The sequence below is a fragment of the Mesorhizobium sp. MC2-1-1 genome, assembly GCF_057597255.1.
The window spans coordinates 5028510-5049511 of the sequence record NZ_CP195205.1 but is presented as its reverse complement, the minus strand read 5'-3'; the positions used below and the strand labels follow the sequence as shown (position 1 = coordinate 5049511).

The window sequence follows — 21002 nt, the reverse complement described above, 5'->3', positions numbered from 1 at the left end:
CTTCACGGGCATTGGCTTACCTTTCGCTTGCATGATTGGCCGCCCCGCCCACGATCTTGATCATTTCCCCCCGCGCCGGCTCGACAGTGGCCGGGCGCTCGAAGATGCGCCGGCTGAGATCGGCGGATGCCGCCCAGCCGGCTTCGGCCAGGTATCGGACAGGCTCGCGACCGCACAGTTCCCAAAGCACATGGCGGCGCTGTGGCCAGCGCAGCGACGCAAGCCAAGGCGCCATCACCATGTGAAAGAGATCGGCGTTATCGATGCGCGCCAGGATGCGGGCAGAGCGATCAGAGAGCAGGCCACCCCCGGCGCCAAGCAGCACATCGGCGGCGCGCAATCCCAGAAGCAGGGTATCCGCCAGGCCCTGCCCGGCGGCGTGGTCGAGCACCATTTGCTGCTCGGCTTCGCTCAGCCGGCTGGCGCTGGCCCTGACATCACAGACATAGCCGGCGCAAGGCTCGCGATTGAAGAAGGCCTTGGCAACGCTGATCGAAGACAAGAGCAAGGTGTCGGCCGCCGAGATGATCGGCATGGCGGCGCCGGCCACCTCGACCTCACGCTTGCGGCGCAGGAAGCCGTCGATGTCGCGTGGGCTCGGCGAACCAGGCTGCTGCAGCCGGTGATGCAGGTCGACCGTCGATGCCCTCGCGCCGGCTTCACGAACCATGTGCTGCTCGCCGAGAAAGCGGACCCACCAGACCGAACGCGACTTGCCGGCAACCTCGTAGCCGATCGTGCGCAAGGCCTGGCGTGCCTTGGCGAAACTGGCCGGCGAAACCAGTATGTCGACATCGCCGGACGGCTTCATGAAGTGATCGCCGTAGAGCAGATGCTGCTGGAGCGGTCCCTTGAGAAAGACGAAATCGACACGGCTATCGCGCAGCACGCGAGCAATGGCGATGGAGTCCCCGATGCAGGCGGCATTCATCGACATCGTGCGCCGACGGTAACCATCGAGCCAGCCAGGCAGATCGGGAGGCATCGCGCCGTTGGGCGCGCGCGCGCACGCCTTGAGCAGGAAGACGGCGACCTTGTTCAGCCTCGCGATGTCGGCGACATAGGCAGCCGAGATCGTCGGCGGCGGCATATGTGCCCGACCATCGTTGCGGTTGGCGCCCGGCGCGAAAAACAGCCTCAGGCAGGCCTGCACAAAGGCGACTTCATCGGCACAGCCGGCGTCGCGCAGCCTTTCATAGGAGCCATCCCGCACCGCCATGCCTGATGTCATTCTCCGCAAAACGCCGCCCAAGGGGCTTATACCGCAACTGCGAAGAAACGCACTGGGAAATTTGCTGCGAGCGCTCAGGGCGCATTAAAGCCCGCTTCATGCATGCAACCATAGCGTTCCGAATTGTCACGCGCTCAATCACTTTTGAAGACAACCCTGAGGTAAGCCGGCGGGACGAAAGCGGCGGTTTTCCCGCGGCGATTTAACAGGATTTCCGCGACGGATTTCTCGTTGGAGAAATTATAATAAATAAATCAATTACTTATTTCTGCGCCAAACACCTGCGGTTGAATTCCACGGTGGTCGAGGCTTCCGGTGGCGATGCCTACGGCTTGATCCCCAAGGAAAGCGGACGCAACCGAGAATTGATTAATGCCTGGTAAATCAGGCTTGACTCATGAATGGTGCCATGCAGCAATCGCATTGCAGCATAGCAATATGCTGGCGGCATTCTGCAGCCGCTTCCAGTCCTTAATTGGAGAATACAATGGAACAGAATGTTGAAAAGCATGAGTACGAAACCCCCAGCCTGACGGTTCATGGTTCTATCGAAACGATCACGCAGGGCGGTGCTGGCTCAACGGCGCTCGACGCGAGCTTTCCCGCGCACACGCCGGTCGGCGAGCTGACTTTCTCGTAAAGCTTACAGGCGCATCCGAGTGTCTAAGTTGGGGCTCCGGATGCTCTTCAAAAGGTGAGCCGGGGGGCTTCGTCCCCCGGCTTCCTGCCAAGGATCGCAGGCAACTGATCTGCGGCAGAAGCCCAAAGGCGCGGGCGGGCCAGCAACGAGGTTTTAGGATGCACTGGAACCCATCGGACCATGACCGCGTGGTCGCGACCAGCGAGGCGGTGGCTTGCGAATTCGGCGCCGGGCTGGCGCTGCTCCACCTCAAATCTAACGTATATTACAGCCTGAACGGCGTCGGCGCCTTCATCTGGGAACAGATCCAGGAGCCCCGGTCGATCCTCGATATCCGCAGCGCCGTGCTTGCGCGCTACAATGTCGACGCGGAGCGCTGCAAGGCCGATGTCGAGGGCTTGCTCAAGGGGTTGGGCGAAGCAGGGCTTGCGAGGCTCCACGGTGAGGAACTGGTCTAGGCTCCGCTCGCTGAGCGGCCAGGAGATGCTGTTGCTGGCGCGCTGCCTGATGGTGGTAGGCCTCGTGCGGGTCGCGCTGACGCTTTCGTCCTACAACCGTGTCCGGGGCACGATCACGCGGCTGGACGCGAGACGCGACGCCAGCATTGCCGAGTTGCGGCGGGTCGCATGGGGCGTCGCCGCGGCGGCACGGCTGGTGCCGGGCGCCACTTGCCTGACCCAGGCGCTGGCCGGACAATATCTGCTGGCCCGCCAGGGCAACGCCTCGAAGATCAGCATCGGCATCGAAAAGGGGACAGGCAGTGAGCTCAAGGCGCATGCCTGGCTGATGAGCGGCAGCCACATCGTGCTTGGCGGCTCGATCAAAGGGTTTGCCCATCTAGTCGATCATGGGTCGTGAGCGATGAGCGGCGTCGCCGGAATCGTTCACGTCGACCATGGCCGCCCCGCATCGGCCGGCGATATCCAGCAGATGCTTTCGCGCATGCGCCATCGCGCCCGCGACGGAAGCTCGTGGTGGACGGACGGCAGCGTCGCGCTCGGCCACGCCTGGCTCGACACGACAGGCGAGGACGGCCCCGGCCCGTTGACCATGGCTGGCGGCAGGCTCGCCATAACCGCCGACTGCCGGCTCGACAACCGCGATGAGCTCCTGGCGAGGCTTGGCCTGCGCGACCGGTCGATCGCCGACGCGGTGCTCATCATGCGGGCCTACCTGAAATGGGGCGAGGCCTGCCCGGCCTATCTGCAGGGCGATTTCGCGTTCGCGCTATGGGACGACGAGCGCCAGGCGCTGTTTTGCGCGCGCGACCATTTCGGGGTCAAACCTTTCTACTATCATTCGACCGGCAGGCGGTTCGCCTTCGCCTCGGAGATCGGGCCGATCCTGGCGCTGGACGGCGTCGGCAGGCGACTTAGCGAGCACCAGATCTCCGGCTTCCTCGCCGGCCTGCCGGACGACCCGCAGGCCACGCCCTATGCCGAGATCTTCCGCCTGCCGGCGCGGCACAGCGTGACGGTCGCCGACCGCCAGGTGGTGCTGCGGCGCTACTGGCAGATCGAACCGTCGCAGCGACCGCCGCGTGCAGACGCGGCCGAAGAATTCAGGCATCTCTTCGCGCAATCGGTCGAAAACCGCATGCGCGGTACGCGGGCGGTCGGAGCCATGCTGAGCGGCGGCCTCGACTCGTCCTCGATCGCCTGTATCGCGGGCATGCGGGCGGCTGCGAAGCGAAACCCGAAGCTGAAGACCTTCTCGCTGGTGTTCGACAAGGGCTCATCGATGGACGAGAAGCCGTTCATCGACGCGGTGCTCGACGGCAGTCCGCTCGACCCCACGCTGATTGCCGTCGGCAATTACGCGCCCTTTGCCGAGTTCGAACGTATCCTGGAGGAGCAGGAAGGCACGTTCCTGGCGCCTGGCCTGTCGCTGACGCGTGACCTTTACCGCACCGCGGGCGCAACTGGCGTCAAAGTGCTTCTCGACGGGCATGGCGGCGACGAGGTCGTCTCGCAGGGCCATGGCCACCTTCACGAACTCGCCAATGCCGGCAGGTGGATCGAGTTGTGGCGCGAATTGCACAGCGCAGCCAACACCTATGGCGAGGGCATGCTCTCCCTCTATTTCAAGTTCCTCACCATCTACGGGCCGGCCTGGCGGATCGCCAGGATGAGGGCGATCGCCAAACGCCTTGCCGGCAAATTACGGCACAGGCCGGCGCGGGGGCCGCGCGCGGCCTGGGCGGGCCTGGTCAATCCGGATCTCGCCCGGCGCACTGATCTTGCCGAGCGTTTCCATCGCAGCGGCTACATGCCCGCCGCCGTCAGCGCCAGCGAGGCGCTGACGCATCGCTGGCTGCTGTCCACCGGGCTGGTGCCGCATGCCTTCGAAGTGCTCGACAAGGCCGCCGCCAATTTCGGCGTCGAGCCGCGCTATCCGTTCTGGGACAAGCCGCTGGTCGAATTCTGCCTGGCGCTGCCCGGCGAGGAGAAGCTCAAGGACGGTTTCGGCCGCCATGTGCTGCGCCGGGCCATGCAAGGCGTTCTGCCGCCTGATGTGCAATGGCGGCGCGACAAGATCGATTTCACCGCCAACCTGGTCAAAGGCATGCTCGGCAACCACCGTGAGCTTTTGGACAGGCTGCTGACATCGGACAGCGAGCGGATCGCGGCCTATGTCAACCTGCCTGAAGTGAACGCGGTTTATGAGCGCATGCTGCGCCAGCCCGAACGGGCTACGCTGCCCGATGTCCAGCATGTCTGGCGTTCGGTTTCGCTGTCGCTGTGGTTGCGGCAAGTCGAAGGAGGCCCCGCATGAATCTCCCCATGGCCTCGCTTGCTGAGCCCGAGCCGCAAACGACGGCGACGAGCAGACGCGTCCGCCATTTCTACAAGACCTATGGGCTGGTCGTCAGTTCGGAGGTGGTCTTGCCGGAACTGGAGCCGACGACTCCGACGGCTCCGGATCTGGAGATCGCCGTCGGGCCGGTCGACTTTCCCGACGGCGCATCGCAGGGCGCCACGGCGTTCCGATTCGAAGCGGCGCGCCAGTATCTTTCCTGGCAGGCGGTCGGAACGTTCATGATCAGCGACGCCAACCGGATCGATGTCGACCCGGCACCGGGGATCGACGATCCGCTGCTCGCCTTCCCGCTGCTCGGACCGGTGATGGCGCTCGTCCTGCATGGGCGCGGACTGCTCGTGATGCATGCCAGCGCCATCGCCGTCAATGGCAGGAGCGTGGTCTTCATGGGCGACAAGGGCGCCGGCAAGTCGACGGCGGCGGGAGCGATGATCCGCGCCGGCCACCGGCTGCTTACCGACGACGTCGTGGCGCTCGATTTGTCCGATCCGGAGCGGCCGATGATCCTGCCCGGATTTCCGCAGCTGAAGCTCGCCGCTGACGCGGCCGACGCCATCCGCCTCGAACAGGCGGAGGTGCGCCCGCAGGTGCATCCGCAGATCGACAAGGCGCAGCATCGGCTGCGGGGCGGATTTGCCGCCGAGGCGGTGCCGGTTTCGCGCATCTATATGCTCGAGCGTGGTGGGCGGGCGGCGATCTCGCCGCTGACCGGCGCCGACGCACTGCCGGCGATCATCAAGTTCTCCTACGTCACGCGGTTTGGCCGGCAGGCGCTGCCCGCCGATCTCGCCGCCAGGCATCTCAGCCAATGCGCGCGGATCGCCGGGCGGACCGGCGTCAGCCGCCTCGAAGTGCCTGCCGGGCTCGCGCGGATCGACGAAGCGGTCGCCGCGATCGAGGCCGACCTGACACGCGGGACGAGGTGAACCTCGCAATGGGCTGGTCCTCCAAGCTCCGCCTGTCGCTGTTGCGGGATATCACCGGCTTGGGCGCCATGATGGCGCATGTCGGCGGTCGGCGCACGGCGACGGCGCTGGCCTTCCTGATCCTGGGCAGCCTGACGGAAGGCATCTCGATCCTGCTGCTCGTCCCGCTGCTGCGCCTGATCGGCAAGCCCGACGAGGATTATGCGGTGAGGGTGCCGGACGCTTTGCATTGGCTGGCGCCCGGCGGAACGCTATCGCTGGCGACGGTGCTCTTCCTGCTCGTCGCGCTGGTCGCGCTGCAGGCGACGTTCAACCGCTTCAAATCGGTCTATATGGCGCGACTGCTCTACGACTTCGTCAACCGCGTGCGCATGAACCTGTTCGTGAGCATCGGCAAGGCGCGCTGGGGCGTCTTCACGCGAATGCGCGGCTCCGACCTCGACCATGCGCTGAACGGCGACGTCGACCGCGTGCAGGTGGCGGCCTTCTCGCTGCTGATGCTCACCCAGGCCACGCTGCTCCTTGTCGGGTATCTCGTGGTCTCGCTGTTCATTTCGCCGGTGATGACGTCCTTCGCCATCCTCATCGGCGTGGTGCTGCTGGTTGCGCTGCAGCCGTTCCGGGCGCGGGCCAGCGCCTATGGCCGCACACTGACCGGCAATCGCCAGGACCAGTACCGCACGGTTTCGGAGTTCCTCGGCGGCATCAAGGTCGCCAAAAGCCTCAATGTCGAGGCCAATTACTTTGCCGAGCTCGGAGCGACGCTGGAGAGGATGAAGGTCGACAACATCGCCTTTGTGCGCAACTCCTCGCTGGGCACGGCTTTGTTCCAGGTAGCCAGCGTGATGGGGCTCAGCCTTTTCATCTACATCTCGCTGGTCCGCTTCCACCTGTCGCTGGCCGAGATCGTGGTGCTGCTGCTGGTCTTCATGCGGGTCGCGCCGCGCTTCATGGACATGCAGCTTCAGGCCCAGCAGGTGCTGATCAATATTCCGGCTTATGCTTCGATGCAAAGGCTGCAGGCCCGCTTCGATGCCGAACGCGAGCCGGATCAGAATGCGGCCGGACAAGTCGCAAGCCTGTCGCTCGAGACCGGCCTCAACATCCGCAACGTATCGTTCGCCTATGGCGAAGGCGACGGGAAGCCGGTGGTCAGCGATATGACCTTCGGCCTCCCGGCCGGCAAGGTGACGGCGCTGATCGGTCCTTCCGGTTCGGGCAAGAGCACGATCGCCGACATGCTGCTCGGCCTGCTCGAACCTACCAGCGGCCTGATCCTGGCCGACGGCGTGGAGATCACCGCGCAGAATCGCAGGGCCTGGCGCGATCAGGTCGCCTATGTGCCGCAGGATGTGTTCCTGCTGCACGACACGATCGCCGCCAATCTTCGCCTTGCCGCGCCGCGGGCCGGTGACGACGAACTTTGGGCGGCCTTGCGTGACGCCCATGCGGCCGATTTCGTCGAGCGGCTGGCATCGGGGCTTGAGACGGTGGTGGGTGATCGCGGTGTCCGGCTTTCCGGTGGCGAGCGGCAGCGCATCGCATTGGCGCGGGCCCTGCTGCGCAAACCTTCATTGCTTATCCTCGACGAGGCGACGAGCGCGCTCGACTGGCAGAATCAGTCGCTGATCGCCCAATCGATCGAGGCGCTGCGCGGCCAGATGACGATTTTGACCATCGCGCACCGACCGTCGATGATCGCCTTTGCCGACTGGGTCGTGGCCATCGAGAGCGGACGCATCGTCGAGGTCGGACAATATCGGCGGCTGAAGGCAAAGAGCGGCAGCAGGCTTGCCAGGATGCTGTCCGGCGAACAGGCCGAACGCGAAACCGAGCCATCGGCGGAGGCCGGGCCGGTCACCGAGGGCGAGCGTTCAGTGGAGGCTGCGTCTGGCGCTTAGCTTTTCGCTTTCGGCGACTTTGTTAAGGATGGTGGCTCGGTCGGCCTCGCGGACCTTGTCGGCCGGTGTCGGCGTGGCTCCGCCGACCATGGCGAAGACCAGGAGAAAATAACCTGCCTGGATAATGACGGCACAGATGACTACTCGAAGCACGATGGTGCCCAGCGACGCACCGTCGAAATACGACCAGCCAATGACGATCGCCAATGCGAACATCATGCCTATGATGAATTTCGGCAGAGACATGTTCGCCGGCCCCTCAACCGAAACGAGCATGCAGAAGCTGCGACTTACCCACCCGCGTAACTCCCCGTTGCGCCAAAGAGTTCTTTCTGGCTGCCCAATCGGGCCGGTTGCTTCCGGCCTGCCTTACCCATGCATACTATGACAGGAACAATTTGCGACTCTATTAAGGCCGGCCTGCCGGAGCAAGGCCCGGCAGGTATGGTTTCCAACGATTTTACGAGATCGACTCTGCCATGCTGCGTCGCACACTGCGGCCCCGCCAGCTATTCAATGAGGCGTCCATCCTCTCAGTAAAGCCTACGACTTTGAATAGTATTTTACCTCGATAACTTACCGTAGCGAGTGATTCCAGCGACGTGCAACCGCGCTTCTTCTGCAGCAAAGAACGAACTATCCAAAAACGGCCCAAAAGGCCGAATACATTTGCCGATTTTCTCCCACCTTGTCATAAACAAGCCACAAAGCTAAAAATTTGGGCAGAGCGGGTTCATTATTTAGTCAATTCACCACGGGAACATTTCAGTGCGATGGGAAATTGTGTGTTGCGCTGCAGCATTTTTTTGATATCTTGGCGTGAACCATCCGTTCAACGTATGGAGCTTCTGCATGAGGGACGTCGCCAAGTCGGCTAATGCGGGTTTTGCGCAGGTCGGCGTTGATTTTCCACCCCCCATCGGCGGACTGCTCAAACGCAGTTTCGATATCGCCGGTTCTCTGACCGGTCTGGTTCTGCTCAGCCCGCTTTTCCTGATGGTCGCCCTGCTGGTCAAGCTGTCGGACAACGGTCCGATCTTCTATGGCCACAAGCGCATCGGCCGCGGCGGCCGGGTTTTCTCCTGCCTCAAATTCCGCACCATGGTTCCGGATGGCGAGCGCGTGCTTGCGGCCTATCTGGCGGCCAATCCGGAAGCCAACGCCGAGTGGATCGCGACGCGTAAACTGAAGAACGACCCGCGTGTTACCCGCGTCGGCCAGGTGCTTCGCAAGCTCAGCCTCGACGAGCTGCCGCAGATCCTCAACATCTTGCAGGGCGACATGAGCCTTGTCGGCCCGCGCCCGGTCGTGCGCGACGAATTGGAGATCTATGGGAGCGCGGCGGTCTATTACCTGAAGTCGCGCCCGGGCCTGACCGGGCTGTGGCAGGTGAGCGGCCGCAACGACGTATCCTACGACACGCGTGTCGCCTATGACCGTCATTATGTGGAGAACTGGTCGTTGTTCCAGGATATTCGCATCATCTTCAAGACAGTTCCTGCCGTGTGGATGTCGCGCGGCAGCTATTGACCGACGGGCCTGCCCCGGCAGCAGTCGGGGCAGCATCCCGCAGTGATCTCATCGGGCGGATGGGGGCAACGCGGATCGGAACGTTCATTTGACGAAAAAAGACCTCTTCGGACTGTCTTACGCCTGCAGTCCCATATCCCTTAAGCCAGCCCGCTTCGCGGGCTTCCTGCTTGCGGCGTGGCTGGCCATGCCTCAGATCGCCGCCGCCGGCGACTATCAGCTCGGTCCACAGGACAAGCTCAACATCCGCGTTGCCGAATGGCAGACGGTCGACGGCACCTTCCGCGACTGGTCGGCCATCAATGGCGAGTATTCTGTCGGCCCGGGAGGAACGCTCTCGGTTCCGTTCGTCGGCGACATGCAGGCCGCGGGCAAGACCACGGCCGAGGTCGCCTCGGCGATCGGGCTTGCCCTGCAACGTAAGCTGGCGCTGCCCGACAAACCGGAAGCCTCGGTCGAAATGGCGCAGTTCCGGCCGTTCTACATTTCCGGCGAAGTCCAGAATCCCGGCCAGTTCCCCTTCGTGCCCGATCTGACCGTGCTCAAGGCAATCAGCATCGCCGGCGGCATAAGGCGCAACTCCGACTATGGCCCCCAGCTCGGCAAGGATCTTGTCACCGCCAAGGGCAGCTTCGACATCTATGACGACCAGCGCATCCGCCTGCTCGTCAAGCGGGCCAGGATTGATGCCGACCTCGCGGGCAAAACGACCTTCGAGGTGCCAAAGGAGATCGAGGGTGACCCGAGATTGCCAACCATCGTCGCCGACGAAACGGCGATCCTGGTCTCGGACCAGAAGTCGCTGAAGCTGAAGCTCGATGCGCTCGACGATTTGAAGGGCGTCCTTCAGGCGGAAATCGAATCGCTGCAGAAGAAGATCACCAACCAGCAGAAGCAGGTCGATCTGGCGGAACAGCAGGCAGCGAGCATCGGTCCGCTGGCGCAGAAGGGCCTGGTCGCCAATGCACGATTGCTTTCCTCGCAGCAGTCGGTCACCGACCTGCAGGGCAAGATCCTGGACTATGAGACGGCCATCCTCACCGCCAAGCAGTCGATCAGCAAGGCCGAGCAGGATGCCATCGACGCCCGCAACACGCTGAATTCCACCCTTACAGCCAACCGTCAGCAGACCGAGGCCGACCTGAATGAGGCGACGTTGAAGGCGGGCATGCAAAAGGGCCTGATCGCGCAAGCATCGGACCCCGCGACGGCGGCCAGTATAACCGGTGACCAGGAACCGACCCTGCTCTATTCGCTGGTGCGGGTCACCGACGGCAAGACAAGCGAGGTCGAAGCCAAGGAAGACACGCCCGTGCTGCCGGGCGACGTGATCAAGGTGAAGCTGGCGCCGACGGCCAGCCAATAGCGTCGCCCGCCGAGTAGCCCAGGCAAAGCGGGACGGAGCCGGGAAGAACGAGTCGGGCTCGTTCGCCCGGAGCCGGATGATTTCAGGTCGATCGACCTGGAATCTGAATCCGGCTCCAAATCAACGAGATCGAGCATGATGCCATCTGAAATCCCGCTTCACGCTTTTCGGCATCATGCCCTGGGCGCGGGCGGGCGATCCGTTTTGGACCGCCTGAAGGCATAGAATGCAGCCCGCAACCCCGCGTCACGTGTATCTGAACCTCGACGCCATCCGCGGCGTGGCGGCGATCAGCGTCATGCTCTACCATTTCTCGCCGTTCCTGGCCGACGGCAAGGTGCTGCCGTCGAGCTATCTCGCGGTCGATCTCTTCTTCCTGCTCAGCGGCTTCGTCATCGCGCACGCTTATGACCGCAAGATCGAGAACGGCTTGGGCTTCGGCTCCTTCGTGGCCATCCGCCTGATCCGGCTTTACCCGCTCTATCTGGCCGGCACGCTGCTGGGCTTCTTCTATCTGCTGATAAAGAACAAGCTTATGCCGACAGAGTACATGCCGCTGTCAGAGATCGGCCTGCAACTGACGACCGGCATGCTCTTCATCCCGCTGGTCAGCGACGCCTATCACACCATCTTCCCGCTCAATCCCGCTTCGTGGTCGCTGTTTTTCGAGCTCATCGTCAACATCGCCTATGTCGCGGTCTTCCTTCTCTTGTCGCGGCGCGTGCTGATAGGGATCGTCGCCGTCAGCCTCGTCCTGCTCGTCGGCGCCTCGGTTTTCGCCGGCACGCTGGATTTCGGCATGACCGGCAAGACCATCGTCAGCGGACTGCCGCGCGTGACCTTTTCATTCTTCCTCGGCGTGCTGCTCTGCCGGTCGATAGCACGCTGGCAGGGCAGCGTTGGCTTCGTGCGGCGCGGCTACTGGGTCGAAGGTGCGATCCTGCTCACGCTTGCCGTCTTCGCCATCGCTCCGGCCGGCGGGGCGCGCGTTCTCTACGACCTTGCCGCCATCGTCATCGTCTTCCCGGTCATGGTGATGACCGGAGCGATAGCGCCGACCGCGCCGCTTCTGTCAGGCTTCTACGGCTGGCTCGGGCGCATTTCCTACCCGATCTACATCATCCACACGCCGATGCTGATGATCATCGCCGGAGCCGGCAAGGCCTTCTCGATCGATCCGTTCGCGCATCACCCCTGGTTCGGCATCTTGATGGCGGCGATGGTCGTCATCGTCGCCGATATCGCCACGCGCGTCTATGACGAGCCGGTGCGACGCTTCCTGCAAAGGCAGATGCAGCGCGCTCGGGCCGTGGCTTAAGAGGGTTCAACGGACAAGATCCGGCATGAAGATTCCGAAATCCATTCTGATCGATCCCGACCGCAACCAGACCTACGGCGCCTTCGCCGTCGCGGTTTCCATGATCGCCTTCGCCTACTCTCCCAACTTCGGCCAGGTCCTGATCCTGGCCTATTACGCCGTCTGGCTGCCGCTGCTGTTCGTCGATTACCGGCGCTTCACCTGGAAGCTCTCCAGTGCGTGGCTGCCCATGGTGCTTGCGGTCTATGTCTGCCTCTCGGTGTTCTGGTCGCAGGCGGCGGGCATCAGCGCGCGCGCGGCGGTGCAATATTCCTCGCACATCGTCTGCGCGTATGTCGCGGCCCGCACCATCAGCGTCCGCACGCTCGTTGTGGGCTCGCTGATCGGTGTCTTCATCGTTCTGCTCTATTCACTGAAAGTCGGCGGCTACGCGCTCGACACGATCGACGGCACCGTCAATTTCGTCGGCGCCTTCGGATCCAAGAACCAGATCGGCTTCTTCTCTTCGCTGGGCATTTTCCTCTGCCTTGCCTTCATGGTCTTCTACCGGCGCAACTGGCTGGGTTTCGTTTGGACCGCGCCGATCCTGGTCCTGTCGACCTATATGCTGGCCATCGCCCATTCGGCGACGTCGGTCGCCTCGCTGCCGGCGGTAATAGGCATTGTGACGCTGCTCACCATGACCAAGGTCCTGTCGTTGCGTTATCGCCGCGTGCTGTTCGTCGTCGGCGCCGGCGCGCTGGTGGCGGGCGTGGCGGCAGCGCTCAACCTCGGCCTGCTGGATCTCGTGCTCGGCATCTTCGGCAAAGATTCGACGCTGACCGGCCGCACCTATCTATGGGAGCAGGGCTGGGAGGCGGCGCAGCAGCATCCGCTGCTCGGCTACGGCTACGCCGCCTATTGGGTGCAGGGCCTTGCCGACCCCGAGCGACTGTGGGCGGAGTTCTACATCTCGACCCGAACCGGCTTCCACTTCCACAACACCTATGTCGAGACGCTGGTGGAGATCGGCTTCATCGGCGTCACCTTGCTGGCGCTGGTCATCCTGCGCGCCTTCTACGGCCATGTGTCGAAAGTCGTGTTCGGTGACTGGAACGCCGATTCGGTGGTGCTTGCCGGCGCGATCGGACTGATGTTGATCCGCTCCTTCTTCGAAGTCGAGATGCTCGGCCCCTATTTCATGGCGTCCTTCGTCGTTTATTACGGCCTGTTCCGGCTGAGCCCATTGCCGGCTTTCCGGCGGCGCAGGCTTGCCACTCCCACGGAGGATGAGAGGCATGCCGTTGGCCGCATGCCGGCCCCGATCTGATGGGATTGCCCAAGCCGCAGCAGCTTTCCTCGCGCGAGAGCGAACGCGTGCAGTTGATCCAGGCCGGGCATCCGGCCTCCAACATCGCGAAGCGGCTGGCATCCCCGCCGGCACGGTGAGGAACCATCGCGGGCGCCTCTACGAAAAGATCGGCATCAGCACCGAGCTTGAATTGTTCCTTCGATTCTTCCAGCACCGGATGAACGGCTAAATCAATTCCAGGAAAAATGTGAGCGTCAGGCTGCGAATGTCGATGCCGAAGCGATTCGCGTTTCGATCCCGGCTTGACGGGAGTGCCGCCTGCTAACGAAGATCGCCGGGATTATCCGGGAGGTTGCGGACTGCTCCACATGAAGGCCGAAGTATTGCCCGACTATGCCGCGGGGCTGCTGAATCGAGGCTACATATGCCTGCCGCTTCGGGCTGGCGGCAAGCATCTCGATCTCGATGCGATGGGGTATGAACCCTTGCATCTGCAGACATTGCGCAAGGACCTCAAGGAACTGGCTTTCACTTCCGTCGCTTTTCAACTGGCGCAGAAGCCTCCGAGCAGCGAAGAAATTGCGCGCTGGTTTCACGATTTCTCCGGAAACGTCGGTATATTGGGAGGATACTCCAACCTGATGATCCTGGATTTCGACAACGAAGCCGGCTGCCAGACGTGGCTGGGAGCCCATAGGCGGATTGCAGACGGCACGCCCATGGCGAAATCGCCGGGCGGCTACCACGTCTATTTGAGGACGCGGGAGCCGACGGTGTCGTCCAGCCTTCATTTCGGCATGCGACGGGTCGGCCACGTCAAGGCGCTCGGCGGCTATGTCGTGGCCAGCCCCTCGGTGCTCAAGGACAGCTCGTCCTATCGCTGGCTTGACAAACAATCGCCCTTCGACGTCGAACCGCTGCAGGTCGACAACCTGGCCAGCCTTTCGCTAAGCCCGGTATCGCCGCTCAAGCACCATTACGACCGCCTGCTCAAGCGCGGCTTCTTCGAGCGGCAGTGAGTGGTTGAAGGGCATGACCGCCGACATCAGTGTCGTCATTCCGGCTAGAAATGCCGCCGCGACGATCGGCGCGACGCTGGCCAGCCTGGTTCCCGACAGATCGGTTATCCGGGAGATCATCGTGATCGACGACGGCTCCGATGACCAGACGGCCGCCGTCGCGATGGAGCGCGCCCGACGCCATGGGCTGCCCCTGGAAGTGGTAGGCGCACGCCTGGACAGCGCGGGCGCCGCCCGCAACGTCGGAATCGAGCGGGCCAGCGGCGCATCCATCTTCTTCCTCGACGCCGATGACCAGGTGATGCCCGGCGGCCTTTCCCTGCTGCGCGCCGCGCTGGAGAGACAGAGCGGCGCCGGCCTGGCGATCGGGGCCAGCATAAGGCGCACGAAGAACCGGCCGGACAAGCTCAAGACGCCGCACGGCTATGGCTCCGACAGGCGCCGCAACACCAGGCGCTACCTCCGCAACGAGCTATGGCCGATCGCCATGGGGAGCGCGCTGGTGGCAAGATGGGCGACAGCCCGCATCCGCTTCCCGGAGGCGATCCACCTCGACGAGGACACCTGCTACTGGACCGCCCTGCTCGCGCGCGCCGACGCGGTCACGATCGAGGTTCCGGTGCTCGTCTATCACCATGACGAAGAGCGAATGGCCCGGCGTTTCATCACCGCGCCGCGCGGGACCTTTCTTGCCATAGCACGCGAACTGGCCAGGCTGGCAGCGGCTGGCGTCGAACGGGATGCGCTGCAATGGCGAAAAGCCTGGATAGCACAGCGCATCGCGCGTCAGTTGATCAGGCATGGGATGTTCGCGGACGCCGCCGGCATGATGCGGGCGGTTCGCGCCCATAAGGAACTGGGCGCAAGCCGTAAGGCACTGCAATATCGCGCCAGGATCCAAATCGGACGGCTGACCGGGATCGGCGCGGGCGCGTCCCCAACGACGCAACCGGCAAGGCAGCAACGAACGCTGATCATCTGCCACGACCCGCCCTTTCCGCCGACATCCGGGGCCGATCTCCGCAATTTCGGCAACGCCGTCGCGGCCGCCGCTTTCGGCCCGGTCTGCCTCGCTTCCGTCGCGCCGTGGAGCGGCGATGCGCAACCGGCCGACCATGACATCCGGGTGACCGCGCTGACCACCGCGGCCCAGAGGCAGGCTGCTCCGCTCGGCTGGCGGAGAACCAAGGGCGAGGCTCGTATCCCCCGGCCGGCGCTGGCACGTCTCAAATCGCTCGTCCGGGATTTCCGGCCCGACACGATCATCATCGAAGGTATCGCGCTGTTCAGGCTTCTCAAGGCGTCGCGGCCGCTGGTCCGGCAGCTCATTCTCGATATGCACAATGTCGAGTCGGACCTTGCCGGTCAGTTGCCGCGCAAGAAGAGCTGGCGGCCGCTTTCATCGAGCGTCAGGCGCCTTGAGCGTAAGGCCGCCGCCATCTGCGACAGGATCTGGGTCTGCTCGACATCGGATCGCGAGCGGCTCGAGGCGCTCCTTTCCCGAGACGCGCCTGTCGATGTCGTGCCAAACGGCATACCGCGGGCCGAGGAAATACCCGCGGAGGCGCCGCAGCCGGCTGCCCCGGACGGATTCCCGGTCATCCTGCTGGTGGGCCATCTGGGCTACGAGCCGAACGTCGATGCCGCCGAACGGCTGGCCCGCATCATCCTGCCGCGCATCCGCGCGAGGCTGCCGGCGGCGAGGCTCGTTCTCGCCGGCCGTTCGCCCAAGCCGTCCGTTCGCGCCCTGGCGGGAGTCGATGGAGTGAGCCTGGTCGACAGCCCGGACGACGTCCGGCCGCTGCTGGCCAGCGCGCATCTCTGCGTCATTCCGCTAGCAATGGGCGGCGGCACGCGGATCAAGATCCTCGAGGCCATGGCCTGGGGCATTCCCGTCATTGCCACGCCGCTGGCGGTGGAGGGTCTCGGCCTTAACGCGGATGAGGACGTGCTTCTGGCCGACAGCGATGAAGGGCTGGCCGACATGGCTGTCGGGCTTTGTTCGGATCGCCCGCGGATGATGCGCTTGCGCGCCCGCGCCCACGACGCGGTTTGGAACCGTTTCGGACCGCGGGCGATCCGCGACGCGGTGCGCCGGGGCCTGGGGCGGACCGATGCCGGCCGTTGACGGCCGTGCTTGGCGCCGCGCAGTGTATGGCCATGATTCCGAAAATACTGCACCAGACCTGGAAGACCGACACCATCCCCGCCCGCTACCGAGCCTATGCCGAAAGCTGGAAGCGACATAATCCGGACTGGACGGTGATGTTCTGGAACGACCGGGCGCTGCTCGAATTCGTCGCCAGCCACTATCCGGACTTCCTGCCAACCTTCTGCCGCTATGAACATGGCGTGCTGCGGGCCGATGCGTGCCGCTACCTGCTTCTGCACCATTTCGGCGGCGTCTACGCCGACATCGACTGCGAATGCGTTGCTCCCTTCGATCCGATCATGGACGAGGACCGGATTGTGTTCTGCAAGGAGCCTGAGACGCACGCGCGCGTCCAGGCGGACTTCCGGGGGCTGCCTTACCTTCTGTTCAACGGGACCATGGCAAGCCCGCCGGGACATGCGTACTGGCTGCATTTGATGTCGTTCCTGCCGGGCCTGGTGAATGCCAGGCAGGCAATCGACGCGACGGGACCTTGCGTTCTCACCTCCGCGCAGTTGGGCTATCATGACCAGACGGTCTTCGCAATTCATCCGGCCGAATTGTTCTCGCCCATCGACTCGGACGGCGCTCCGGCCGGCGGCGGCGGCAGGAGCCTGTCCATCCATCACTGGGCCGGGACGTGGTGGACGCGAGAGAAGCCGCCACGATTGCGGCACAGGCTACGCAAGCTGTTCCTCCAGGCCAGGCACCGCTTGACGCGTGGCGACGTCCTCGATGAGGAAGCCGCGCGACGCGGCGTCAGCCAGGCCGCGGTCGCGGCGCCGCCGCCAGCGGGAACCAACCTGGCCATATTCGTCCCGCTGCGCGACGCGGCGCAACACATCGAGCCTTTTCTCTCCGCCGTGCGGCAGCTCGACTATCCAAAGGACAAGATCAGGCTCGTCTTCTGCGAAGGCGACAGCTCTGACGGCAGCTGGGAACGACTGCGGACCGCGGTTGCGGCGATCGGCCAGGACTATCGCGGGGTCGAGCTGCTGCGGAGGCCGCTCGGCACGAAGCTCGATCGAGACCGACGGGCAGACCGCAATCTGCAGCGCGAAAGGCGCGGCGGGATCGCCAAGGTGCGCAACCATCTGATCGACCACGGGTTGAACGAGGACGATGACTGGGCATTGTGGATCGACATCGACGTCTGGCGCTTTCCAAAGGATGTCGTCACCCGTCTGATCGCGGCCGGACATCGCATCGTGGTGCCGCACTGCGTTAAGGTGGCGGGCGGCGACAGTTTCGACCTAAACAGCTTCGTGACGGTGCGGCACAAAAAGGACCACAACTACTTCCGCCACGTGCATGACGGCCTCTATCAGCCTCCCCAACATGCACCGGGACGGCTGCATCTGAGTGATGTCCGCCACCTCGAACGGATTGGCCTCGACGGCGTCGGCGGAACCATGCTCCTGGTCGACGCCGCCCTGCATCGCGGCGGCCTGCGCTTCCCGGAAATCCCCTACCGCGAGCTGATCGAGACGGAGGGTTTCGGCGCCTTGGCCAATGACCTGGGGATCAGGCCGATCGGACTGCCCAAGCTGGAAATCCTGCATGTGCCATGGTGAATGGCCAATCAAGTGATGGATGGTTATGCCGCCCGAAAGCCTTCGTACCTTGCGCCATCATGTGCCAGGCAGAAGCGCTCAGCGATCGCGTGCGGCTCTTCCGCGCCGCAGTCGCGTGCGCAGGAAGGATATGGCTCCGAACGGCAGCGAAGGCCTGCCCGATAACCGGCCGGAGCGTTGTTGCGCGTGCCGGTGCACGAGTTCGGCCAGACGGCGCTGCACCGGCGCCTCCAGTTCGTCCAGCCGGCGCGCCAGCCGGTCCGGCAAGGGCCTCGAGCGCCAGGCGAAATAGGCCTGATAGTCACCCGGCGTCTCGGCAAGATGCCGAAGATAGGCGGCAAGCTCGGCCGGCGTGCGATAGGACGCGGCGTCGATATAGGAGCCCTCCGGCACGAACTCCCCCGCGTTGGGTGCGCCGAGATATACGGGCACCGTGCCGGCGGCGAGAGGATCGAACATCTTCTCGGTGACGTAGTCGGGCGCTATCGAATTCTCCAGCGCCAGGCAGAAGGGGTAGCGGCCTATGGTTTCGAGTTTCGTCTGTCGCCCGAGATCGGGGCCCGTGATCTGACGGTTGGACCGGTAGCGGCCGTAACAATCGACCGCGATATGCCGCGACAGCTCAGTAACGAATGTGTCGCGACCGCTCTTGTTGAAGCCCGACGACTGGAAATGCACCGCCAGCGCGCTCTCGACCCTGGGCGGTATGGGCTCATTTCGCGCGGCATCCCACCAACCCGCTCGCGGCAGATAAGGCGTCCAGACATCCGACGCGGCCTCGTAAGTCATGACAACGTCGAAGTGCCGCATGAAGGACGCGTCGGCCATCGCCGGATAGTTGACGACGCTCTCCATCGACCAGGCGACCCAAAGCTGACCGGGGTATTTGCAGGCGTCGCCGATCTCGCGGGAATTCGGCAGATGGAAGACCACCGCATCGGCTTCGGCAAGCCGCCGCCGATCGTTGGTCCATTCGACCGGAACGGAGCATTGCGACCATTCCACGATATCGACGGGTTTATCGAAGTAGCGCGTCCAGAACAGAATCAGGGGAGTATTTGATGGCATCGGGCCCTTCGGGTCAGGCGACGCGCCGTCTTACGCCATTCCCGGCGATTGCGAAAGAACAGCGCCCCTTGCGGGCTCAGCCGTGCAATTCGCGAGAAATCGCCGGTCCGATCGCGAAGTCGGAAAAGGTCACCTCGAAACCTTCACGCTGCGGCGAGCAGCACATCATGCCGACGTCGACCGTTTTCGAGATCGGGAAATAGGCCAGCCGCACCGGCTTCCAGTGGCCATCGGAAACGTCAAGATACTGGATGCGGATCGCCTCCCCGTGGCGGGTCAGTCGGATCCTGACGCCGTCCCTGCCGGCGGCTATATTGACCAGCGACCAGTCGGACGTGTCGTTGGTGACGACGACGGAGACGTAGGCCAGCCCGTCGGTATATTCGATGCCGGCCTTGATCCAGTGCGTTTCGCTGAGGCGCAGCATCAGCCCCGCCTGATCATAGAGCACCTTATAGTCGCCATTTACGGTGACCTCGGCGCTGAAATCGCCCTCGACCGAACGGTAAAGGAAATGGCCATTGTCGCGCCAGAAGCCGTAGAAGGTCTCGCGCCAGAAGTCGGTGTCCTTGCCCGTTCGAACGGTGAGCGTGCCGTCGCCGGCCATGTGGTGCGGCGGCGGATTGAGCCATGTCATGCCGGCCACGCTCATCGAGCTCCTCCAGGAGGATCAGCCGGCAAATGTATAGGCGGTCTTCACCGTGGTGTAGAACTCCATCGCGTAGCGGCCCTGCTCGCGCGGACCGTAGCTCGAGCCCTTGCGGCCACCGAACGGCACATGGAAGTCGACGCCCGCCGTGGGCAGATTGACCATGACCATGCCGGCTTCGGAATTGCGCTTGAAATGCGTCGCATGCTTGAGGCTGGTCGTGCAGATGCCGGAGGTGAGGCCGAATGGCGTGTCGTTGGCGACGGCCAGCGCCTCGTCATAATCCTTGACGCGGATCACGTTGGCGACCGGACCGAAAATCTCCTCGCGCGAGATGCGCATGGCGTTGGTCGAGCCGACAAACAGCGCCGGCCGCAGATAGAAACCCGGTGTCCTGCGATCGAGCCGCTCGCCACCGAAGGCAAGCGTCGCGCCTTCCCTGACACCGATAGCGATGTAGTCTTCATCCTGCTTCAGCTGGGTTGCGTCGACGACGGGACCGATCTGGGTCTGCGCATCGAGCGCGTCGCCGATGACGAGCTTGTCCAGCCGCTCCTTCATGGCGTCGACAAAACGGTCGTGGATGCCGTCGGTGACGATCAGGCGCGAGGACGCCGTGCAGCGCTGTCCGGTCGAGAAATAGGCGCCGTTGACGGCGCAATCGACGGCGACGGCCAGATCGGCGTCGTCGAGCACGACGAGCGGGTTCTTGCCGCCCATTTCGAGCTGGAACTTGCGCATGTGCTCGACGCTTGCGGCAGCGACGCGCTTGCCCGTGCCGACGGAGCCGGTGAAGGAGATGGCGTTGACGTCGGGGCTGTCTAGCATCGCCTGGCCGACCACCGAGCCCTTGCCCATGACGAGGTTGAGCACGCCCTTGGGCAGGCCGGCGCGATGCAGGATGTCGACGATGGTCCAAGCGCTTTCAGGGACCAACTCGGCCGGCTTGAAGACGATCGTGTTGCCGTAGGTGAGCGCCGGCGCGATCTTCCAGGCGGGAATTGCGATCGGGAAATTCCACGGCGTGATGATGCCGACGACGCCGACGCCTTCACGGGTCATCTCGACGCCGATGCCGGGCCGAACGCTCGGCACCGTCTCGCCCGAGAGGCGCAGCGTCTCGCCGGCGAAGAAGTCGAAGATCTGCGCCGCCCGGATCGTCTCGCCGACGCCCTCGGCCAGCGTCTTGCCTTCCTCGCGCGCCAGCGAGCGGCCGATCTCGTCCTTGCGCGCCATGATCTCGTCGGAGGTCTTCTTGAGCACGGCGTGCCGGGCCAGCGGGCCGGAGCGCGACCAGGCCGGAAAGGCCGCCTTGGCAGCGGCGATGGCCTGCTTTGCCTGTTCCGGCCCGGCCGACGCGTACTCGCCGACGACGTCGTTGGTATTCGACGGGTTGATGTTGCGCGAGCCGGCCTCGCCAAGCCATTCGCCATCGATCAGATTCTTGCGCAGCATGGTCATCTTGTTTCCCTGGGTTTCGGTCACGGCAGCCATCGGCCGCTCAATTGTCGGACAAA

At 63.9% G+C, this 21002-nt stretch carries 18 protein-coding genes; 13 read left to right on the top strand and 5 right to left on the bottom strand.

Annotated elements, in window-relative coordinates:
* Positions 1–16: 16 nt before the first annotated feature.
* On the bottom strand, positions 17–1219 hold the full coding sequence (locus tag ACR64R_RS24955) for a nucleotidyltransferase family protein (RefSeq protein WP_487358902.1): 1203 nt from the start codon (positions 1217–1219) through the stop codon (positions 17–19).
* 499 nt (positions 1220–1718) lie between these two features.
* Between ACR64R_RS24955 and ACR64R_RS24950 the strand changes: the two genes are divergently transcribed.
* The 6 genes from ACR64R_RS24950 (at position 1719) to ACR64R_RS24925 (ending at position 7518) form a co-directional block, all read left to right on the top strand.
* Entirely contained in the window at positions 1719–1871 is a 153-nt protein-coding gene (locus ACR64R_RS24950; RefSeq protein WP_112096897.1) for a lasso peptide, read from the top strand.
* A gap of 158 nt (positions 1872–2029) precedes the next feature.
* Entirely contained in the window at positions 2030–2329 is a 300-nt protein-coding gene (locus tag ACR64R_RS24945) for a PqqD family protein (RefSeq protein ID WP_487358901.1), read from the top strand.
* Between the two features lie 31 nt (positions 2330–2360).
* Positions 2361–2729 (top strand): lasso peptide biosynthesis B2 protein, encoded by a 369-nt coding sequence (locus ACR64R_RS24940; protein WP_487358900.1) that lies wholly within the window; start codon positions 2361–2363, stop codon positions 2727–2729.
* A gap of 3 nt (positions 2730–2732) precedes the next feature.
* Positions 2733–4646, top strand: a complete 1914-nt coding sequence (locus ACR64R_RS24935) for a lasso peptide isopeptide bond-forming cyclase (RefSeq protein ID WP_487358899.1) — start codon at positions 2733–2735, stop codon at positions 4644–4646.
* On the top strand, positions 4643–5617 hold the full coding sequence (locus tag ACR64R_RS24930) for a phosphoenolpyruvate carboxykinase (ATP) (protein WP_487358898.1): 975 nt from the start codon (positions 4643–4645) through the stop codon (positions 5615–5617). The genes ACR64R_RS24935 and ACR64R_RS24930 overlap by 4 nt, the downstream gene beginning before the upstream one ends.
* An 8-nt stretch (positions 5618–5625) precedes the next feature.
* Entirely contained in the window at positions 5626–7518 is a 1893-nt protein-coding gene (locus ACR64R_RS24925; RefSeq protein ID WP_487358897.1) for an ABC transporter ATP-binding protein, read from the top strand.
* On the opposite strand, the gene ACR64R_RS24920 is transcribed toward ACR64R_RS24925, so the two are convergent.
* The gene (locus ACR64R_RS24920; RefSeq protein WP_487358896.1) at positions 7492–7764 is read right to left on the bottom strand and encodes an exopolysaccharide production repressor protein; all 273 of its coding nucleotides are present in this window, start codon (positions 7762–7764) and stop codon (positions 7492–7494) included. The genes ACR64R_RS24925 and ACR64R_RS24920 overlap by 27 nt on opposite strands.
* 606 nt (positions 7765–8370) lie before the next feature.
* On the opposite strand from ACR64R_RS24920, the gene ACR64R_RS24915 reads away from it, so the two are divergent.
* From ACR64R_RS24915 to ACR64R_RS24885, 7 genes are all read left to right on the top strand, one after another.
* Positions 8371–9048, top strand: a complete 678-nt coding sequence (locus ACR64R_RS24915) for a sugar transferase (RefSeq protein WP_487358895.1) — start codon at positions 8371–8373, stop codon at positions 9046–9048.
* Positions 9049–9235: 187 nt separating this feature from the next.
* On the top strand, positions 9236–10414 hold the full coding sequence (locus tag ACR64R_RS24910; RefSeq protein ID WP_487358894.1) for a polysaccharide biosynthesis/export family protein: 1179 nt from the start codon (positions 9236–9238) through the stop codon (positions 10412–10414).
* A 226-nt stretch (positions 10415–10640) separates the two neighbouring features.
* Entirely contained in the window at positions 10641–11732 is a 1092-nt protein-coding gene (locus tag ACR64R_RS24905) for an acyltransferase family protein (protein ID WP_487358893.1), read from the top strand.
* A gap of 25 nt (positions 11733–11757) precedes the next feature.
* The gene (locus tag ACR64R_RS24900; protein ID WP_487358892.1) at positions 11758–13041 is read left to right on the top strand and encodes an O-antigen ligase family protein; all 1284 of its coding nucleotides are present in this window, start codon (positions 11758–11760) and stop codon (positions 13039–13041) included.
* A gap of 293 nt (positions 13042–13334) precedes the next feature.
* Complete coding sequence (locus ACR64R_RS24895; protein WP_487362545.1) at positions 13335–14042, top strand: bifunctional DNA primase/polymerase; 708 nt, start codon at positions 13335–13337, stop codon at positions 14040–14042.
* A gap of 13 nt (positions 14043–14055) precedes the next feature.
* Positions 14056–16170, top strand: coding sequence for a glycosyltransferase (locus ACR64R_RS24890; RefSeq protein ID WP_487358891.1), 2115 nt, complete (start codon positions 14056–14058; stop codon positions 16168–16170).
* A gap of 32 nt (positions 16171–16202) precedes the next feature.
* A complete protein-coding gene (locus ACR64R_RS24885; RefSeq protein ID WP_487358890.1) occupies positions 16203–17768 on the top strand; it encodes a glycosyltransferase in 1566 nt (521 codons plus the stop codon).
* A gap of 78 nt (positions 17769–17846) precedes the next feature.
* On the opposite strand, the gene ACR64R_RS24880 is transcribed toward ACR64R_RS24885, so the two are convergent.
* The 3 genes from ACR64R_RS24880 to ACR64R_RS24870 all read right to left on the bottom strand — a co-directional run bounded on the left by ACR64R_RS24880 (position 17847) and on the right by ACR64R_RS24870 (position 20946).
* Positions 17847–18836: a glycosyltransferase family 10 fucosyltransferase gene (locus ACR64R_RS24880; RefSeq protein ID WP_487358889.1), complete on the bottom strand. Its 990-nt coding sequence runs from the start codon at positions 18834–18836 to the stop codon at positions 17847–17849.
* A gap of 76 nt (positions 18837–18912) precedes the next feature.
* On the bottom strand, positions 18913–19488 hold the full coding sequence (locus ACR64R_RS24875) for a DUF1349 domain-containing protein (RefSeq protein ID WP_487358888.1): 576 nt from the start codon (positions 19486–19488) through the stop codon (positions 18913–18915).
* An 18-nt stretch (positions 19489–19506) separates the two neighbouring features.
* Positions 19507–20946: an aldehyde dehydrogenase family protein gene (locus ACR64R_RS24870; RefSeq protein WP_487362544.1), complete on the bottom strand. Its 1440-nt coding sequence runs from the start codon at positions 20944–20946 to the stop codon at positions 19507–19509.
* Between the last annotated feature and the right edge of the window lie 56 nt (positions 20947–21002).

Coding starts and splice junctions, on each gene's coding strand:
- ACR64R_RS24955 (WP_487358902.1), bottom strand. CDS start 1,219: ATGGCGGTGCGGGATGGCTCCTATGAAAGGCTGCGCGACGCCGGCTGT.
- ACR64R_RS24950 (WP_112096897.1), top strand. CDS start 1,719: ATGGAACAGAATGTTGAAAAGCATGAGTACGAAACCCCCAGCCTGACG.
- ACR64R_RS24945 (WP_487358901.1), top strand. CDS start 2,030: ATGCACTGGAACCCATCGGACCATGACCGCGTGGTCGCGACCAGCGAG.
- ACR64R_RS24935 (WP_487358899.1), top strand. CDS start 2,733: ATGAGCGGCGTCGCCGGAATCGTTCACGTCGACCATGGCCGCCCCGCA.
- ACR64R_RS24930 (WP_487358898.1), top strand. CDS start 4,643: ATGAATCTCCCCATGGCCTCGCTTGCTGAGCCCGAGCCGCAAACGACG.
- ACR64R_RS24925 (WP_487358897.1), top strand. CDS start 5,626: ATGGGCTGGTCCTCCAAGCTCCGCCTGTCGCTGTTGCGGGATATCACC.
- ACR64R_RS24920 (WP_487358896.1), bottom strand. CDS start 7,764: ATGTCTCTGCCGAAATTCATCATAGGCATGATGTTCGCATTGGCGATC.
- ACR64R_RS24915 (WP_487358895.1), top strand. CDS start 8,371: ATGAGGGACGTCGCCAAGTCGGCTAATGCGGGTTTTGCGCAGGTCGGC.
- ACR64R_RS24910 (WP_487358894.1), top strand. CDS start 9,236: ATGCCTCAGATCGCCGCCGCCGGCGACTATCAGCTCGGTCCACAGGAC.
- ACR64R_RS24905 (WP_487358893.1), top strand. CDS start 10,641: ATGCAGCCCGCAACCCCGCGTCACGTGTATCTGAACCTCGACGCCATC.
- ACR64R_RS24900 (WP_487358892.1), top strand. CDS start 11,758: ATGAAGATTCCGAAATCCATTCTGATCGATCCCGACCGCAACCAGACC.
- ACR64R_RS24890 (WP_487358891.1), top strand. CDS start 14,056: ATGACCGCCGACATCAGTGTCGTCATTCCGGCTAGAAATGCCGCCGCG.
- ACR64R_RS24885 (WP_487358890.1), top strand. CDS start 16,203: ATGATTCCGAAAATACTGCACCAGACCTGGAAGACCGACACCATCCCC.
- ACR64R_RS24880 (WP_487358889.1), bottom strand. CDS start 18,836: ATGCCATCAAATACTCCCCTGATTCTGTTCTGGACGCGCTACTTCGAT.
- ACR64R_RS24875 (WP_487358888.1), bottom strand. CDS start 19,488: ATGAGCGTGGCCGGCATGACATGGCTCAATCCGCCGCCGCACCACATG.
- ACR64R_RS24870 (WP_487362544.1), bottom strand. CDS start 20,946: ATGACCATGCTGCGCAAGAATCTGATCGATGGCGAATGGCTTGGCGAG.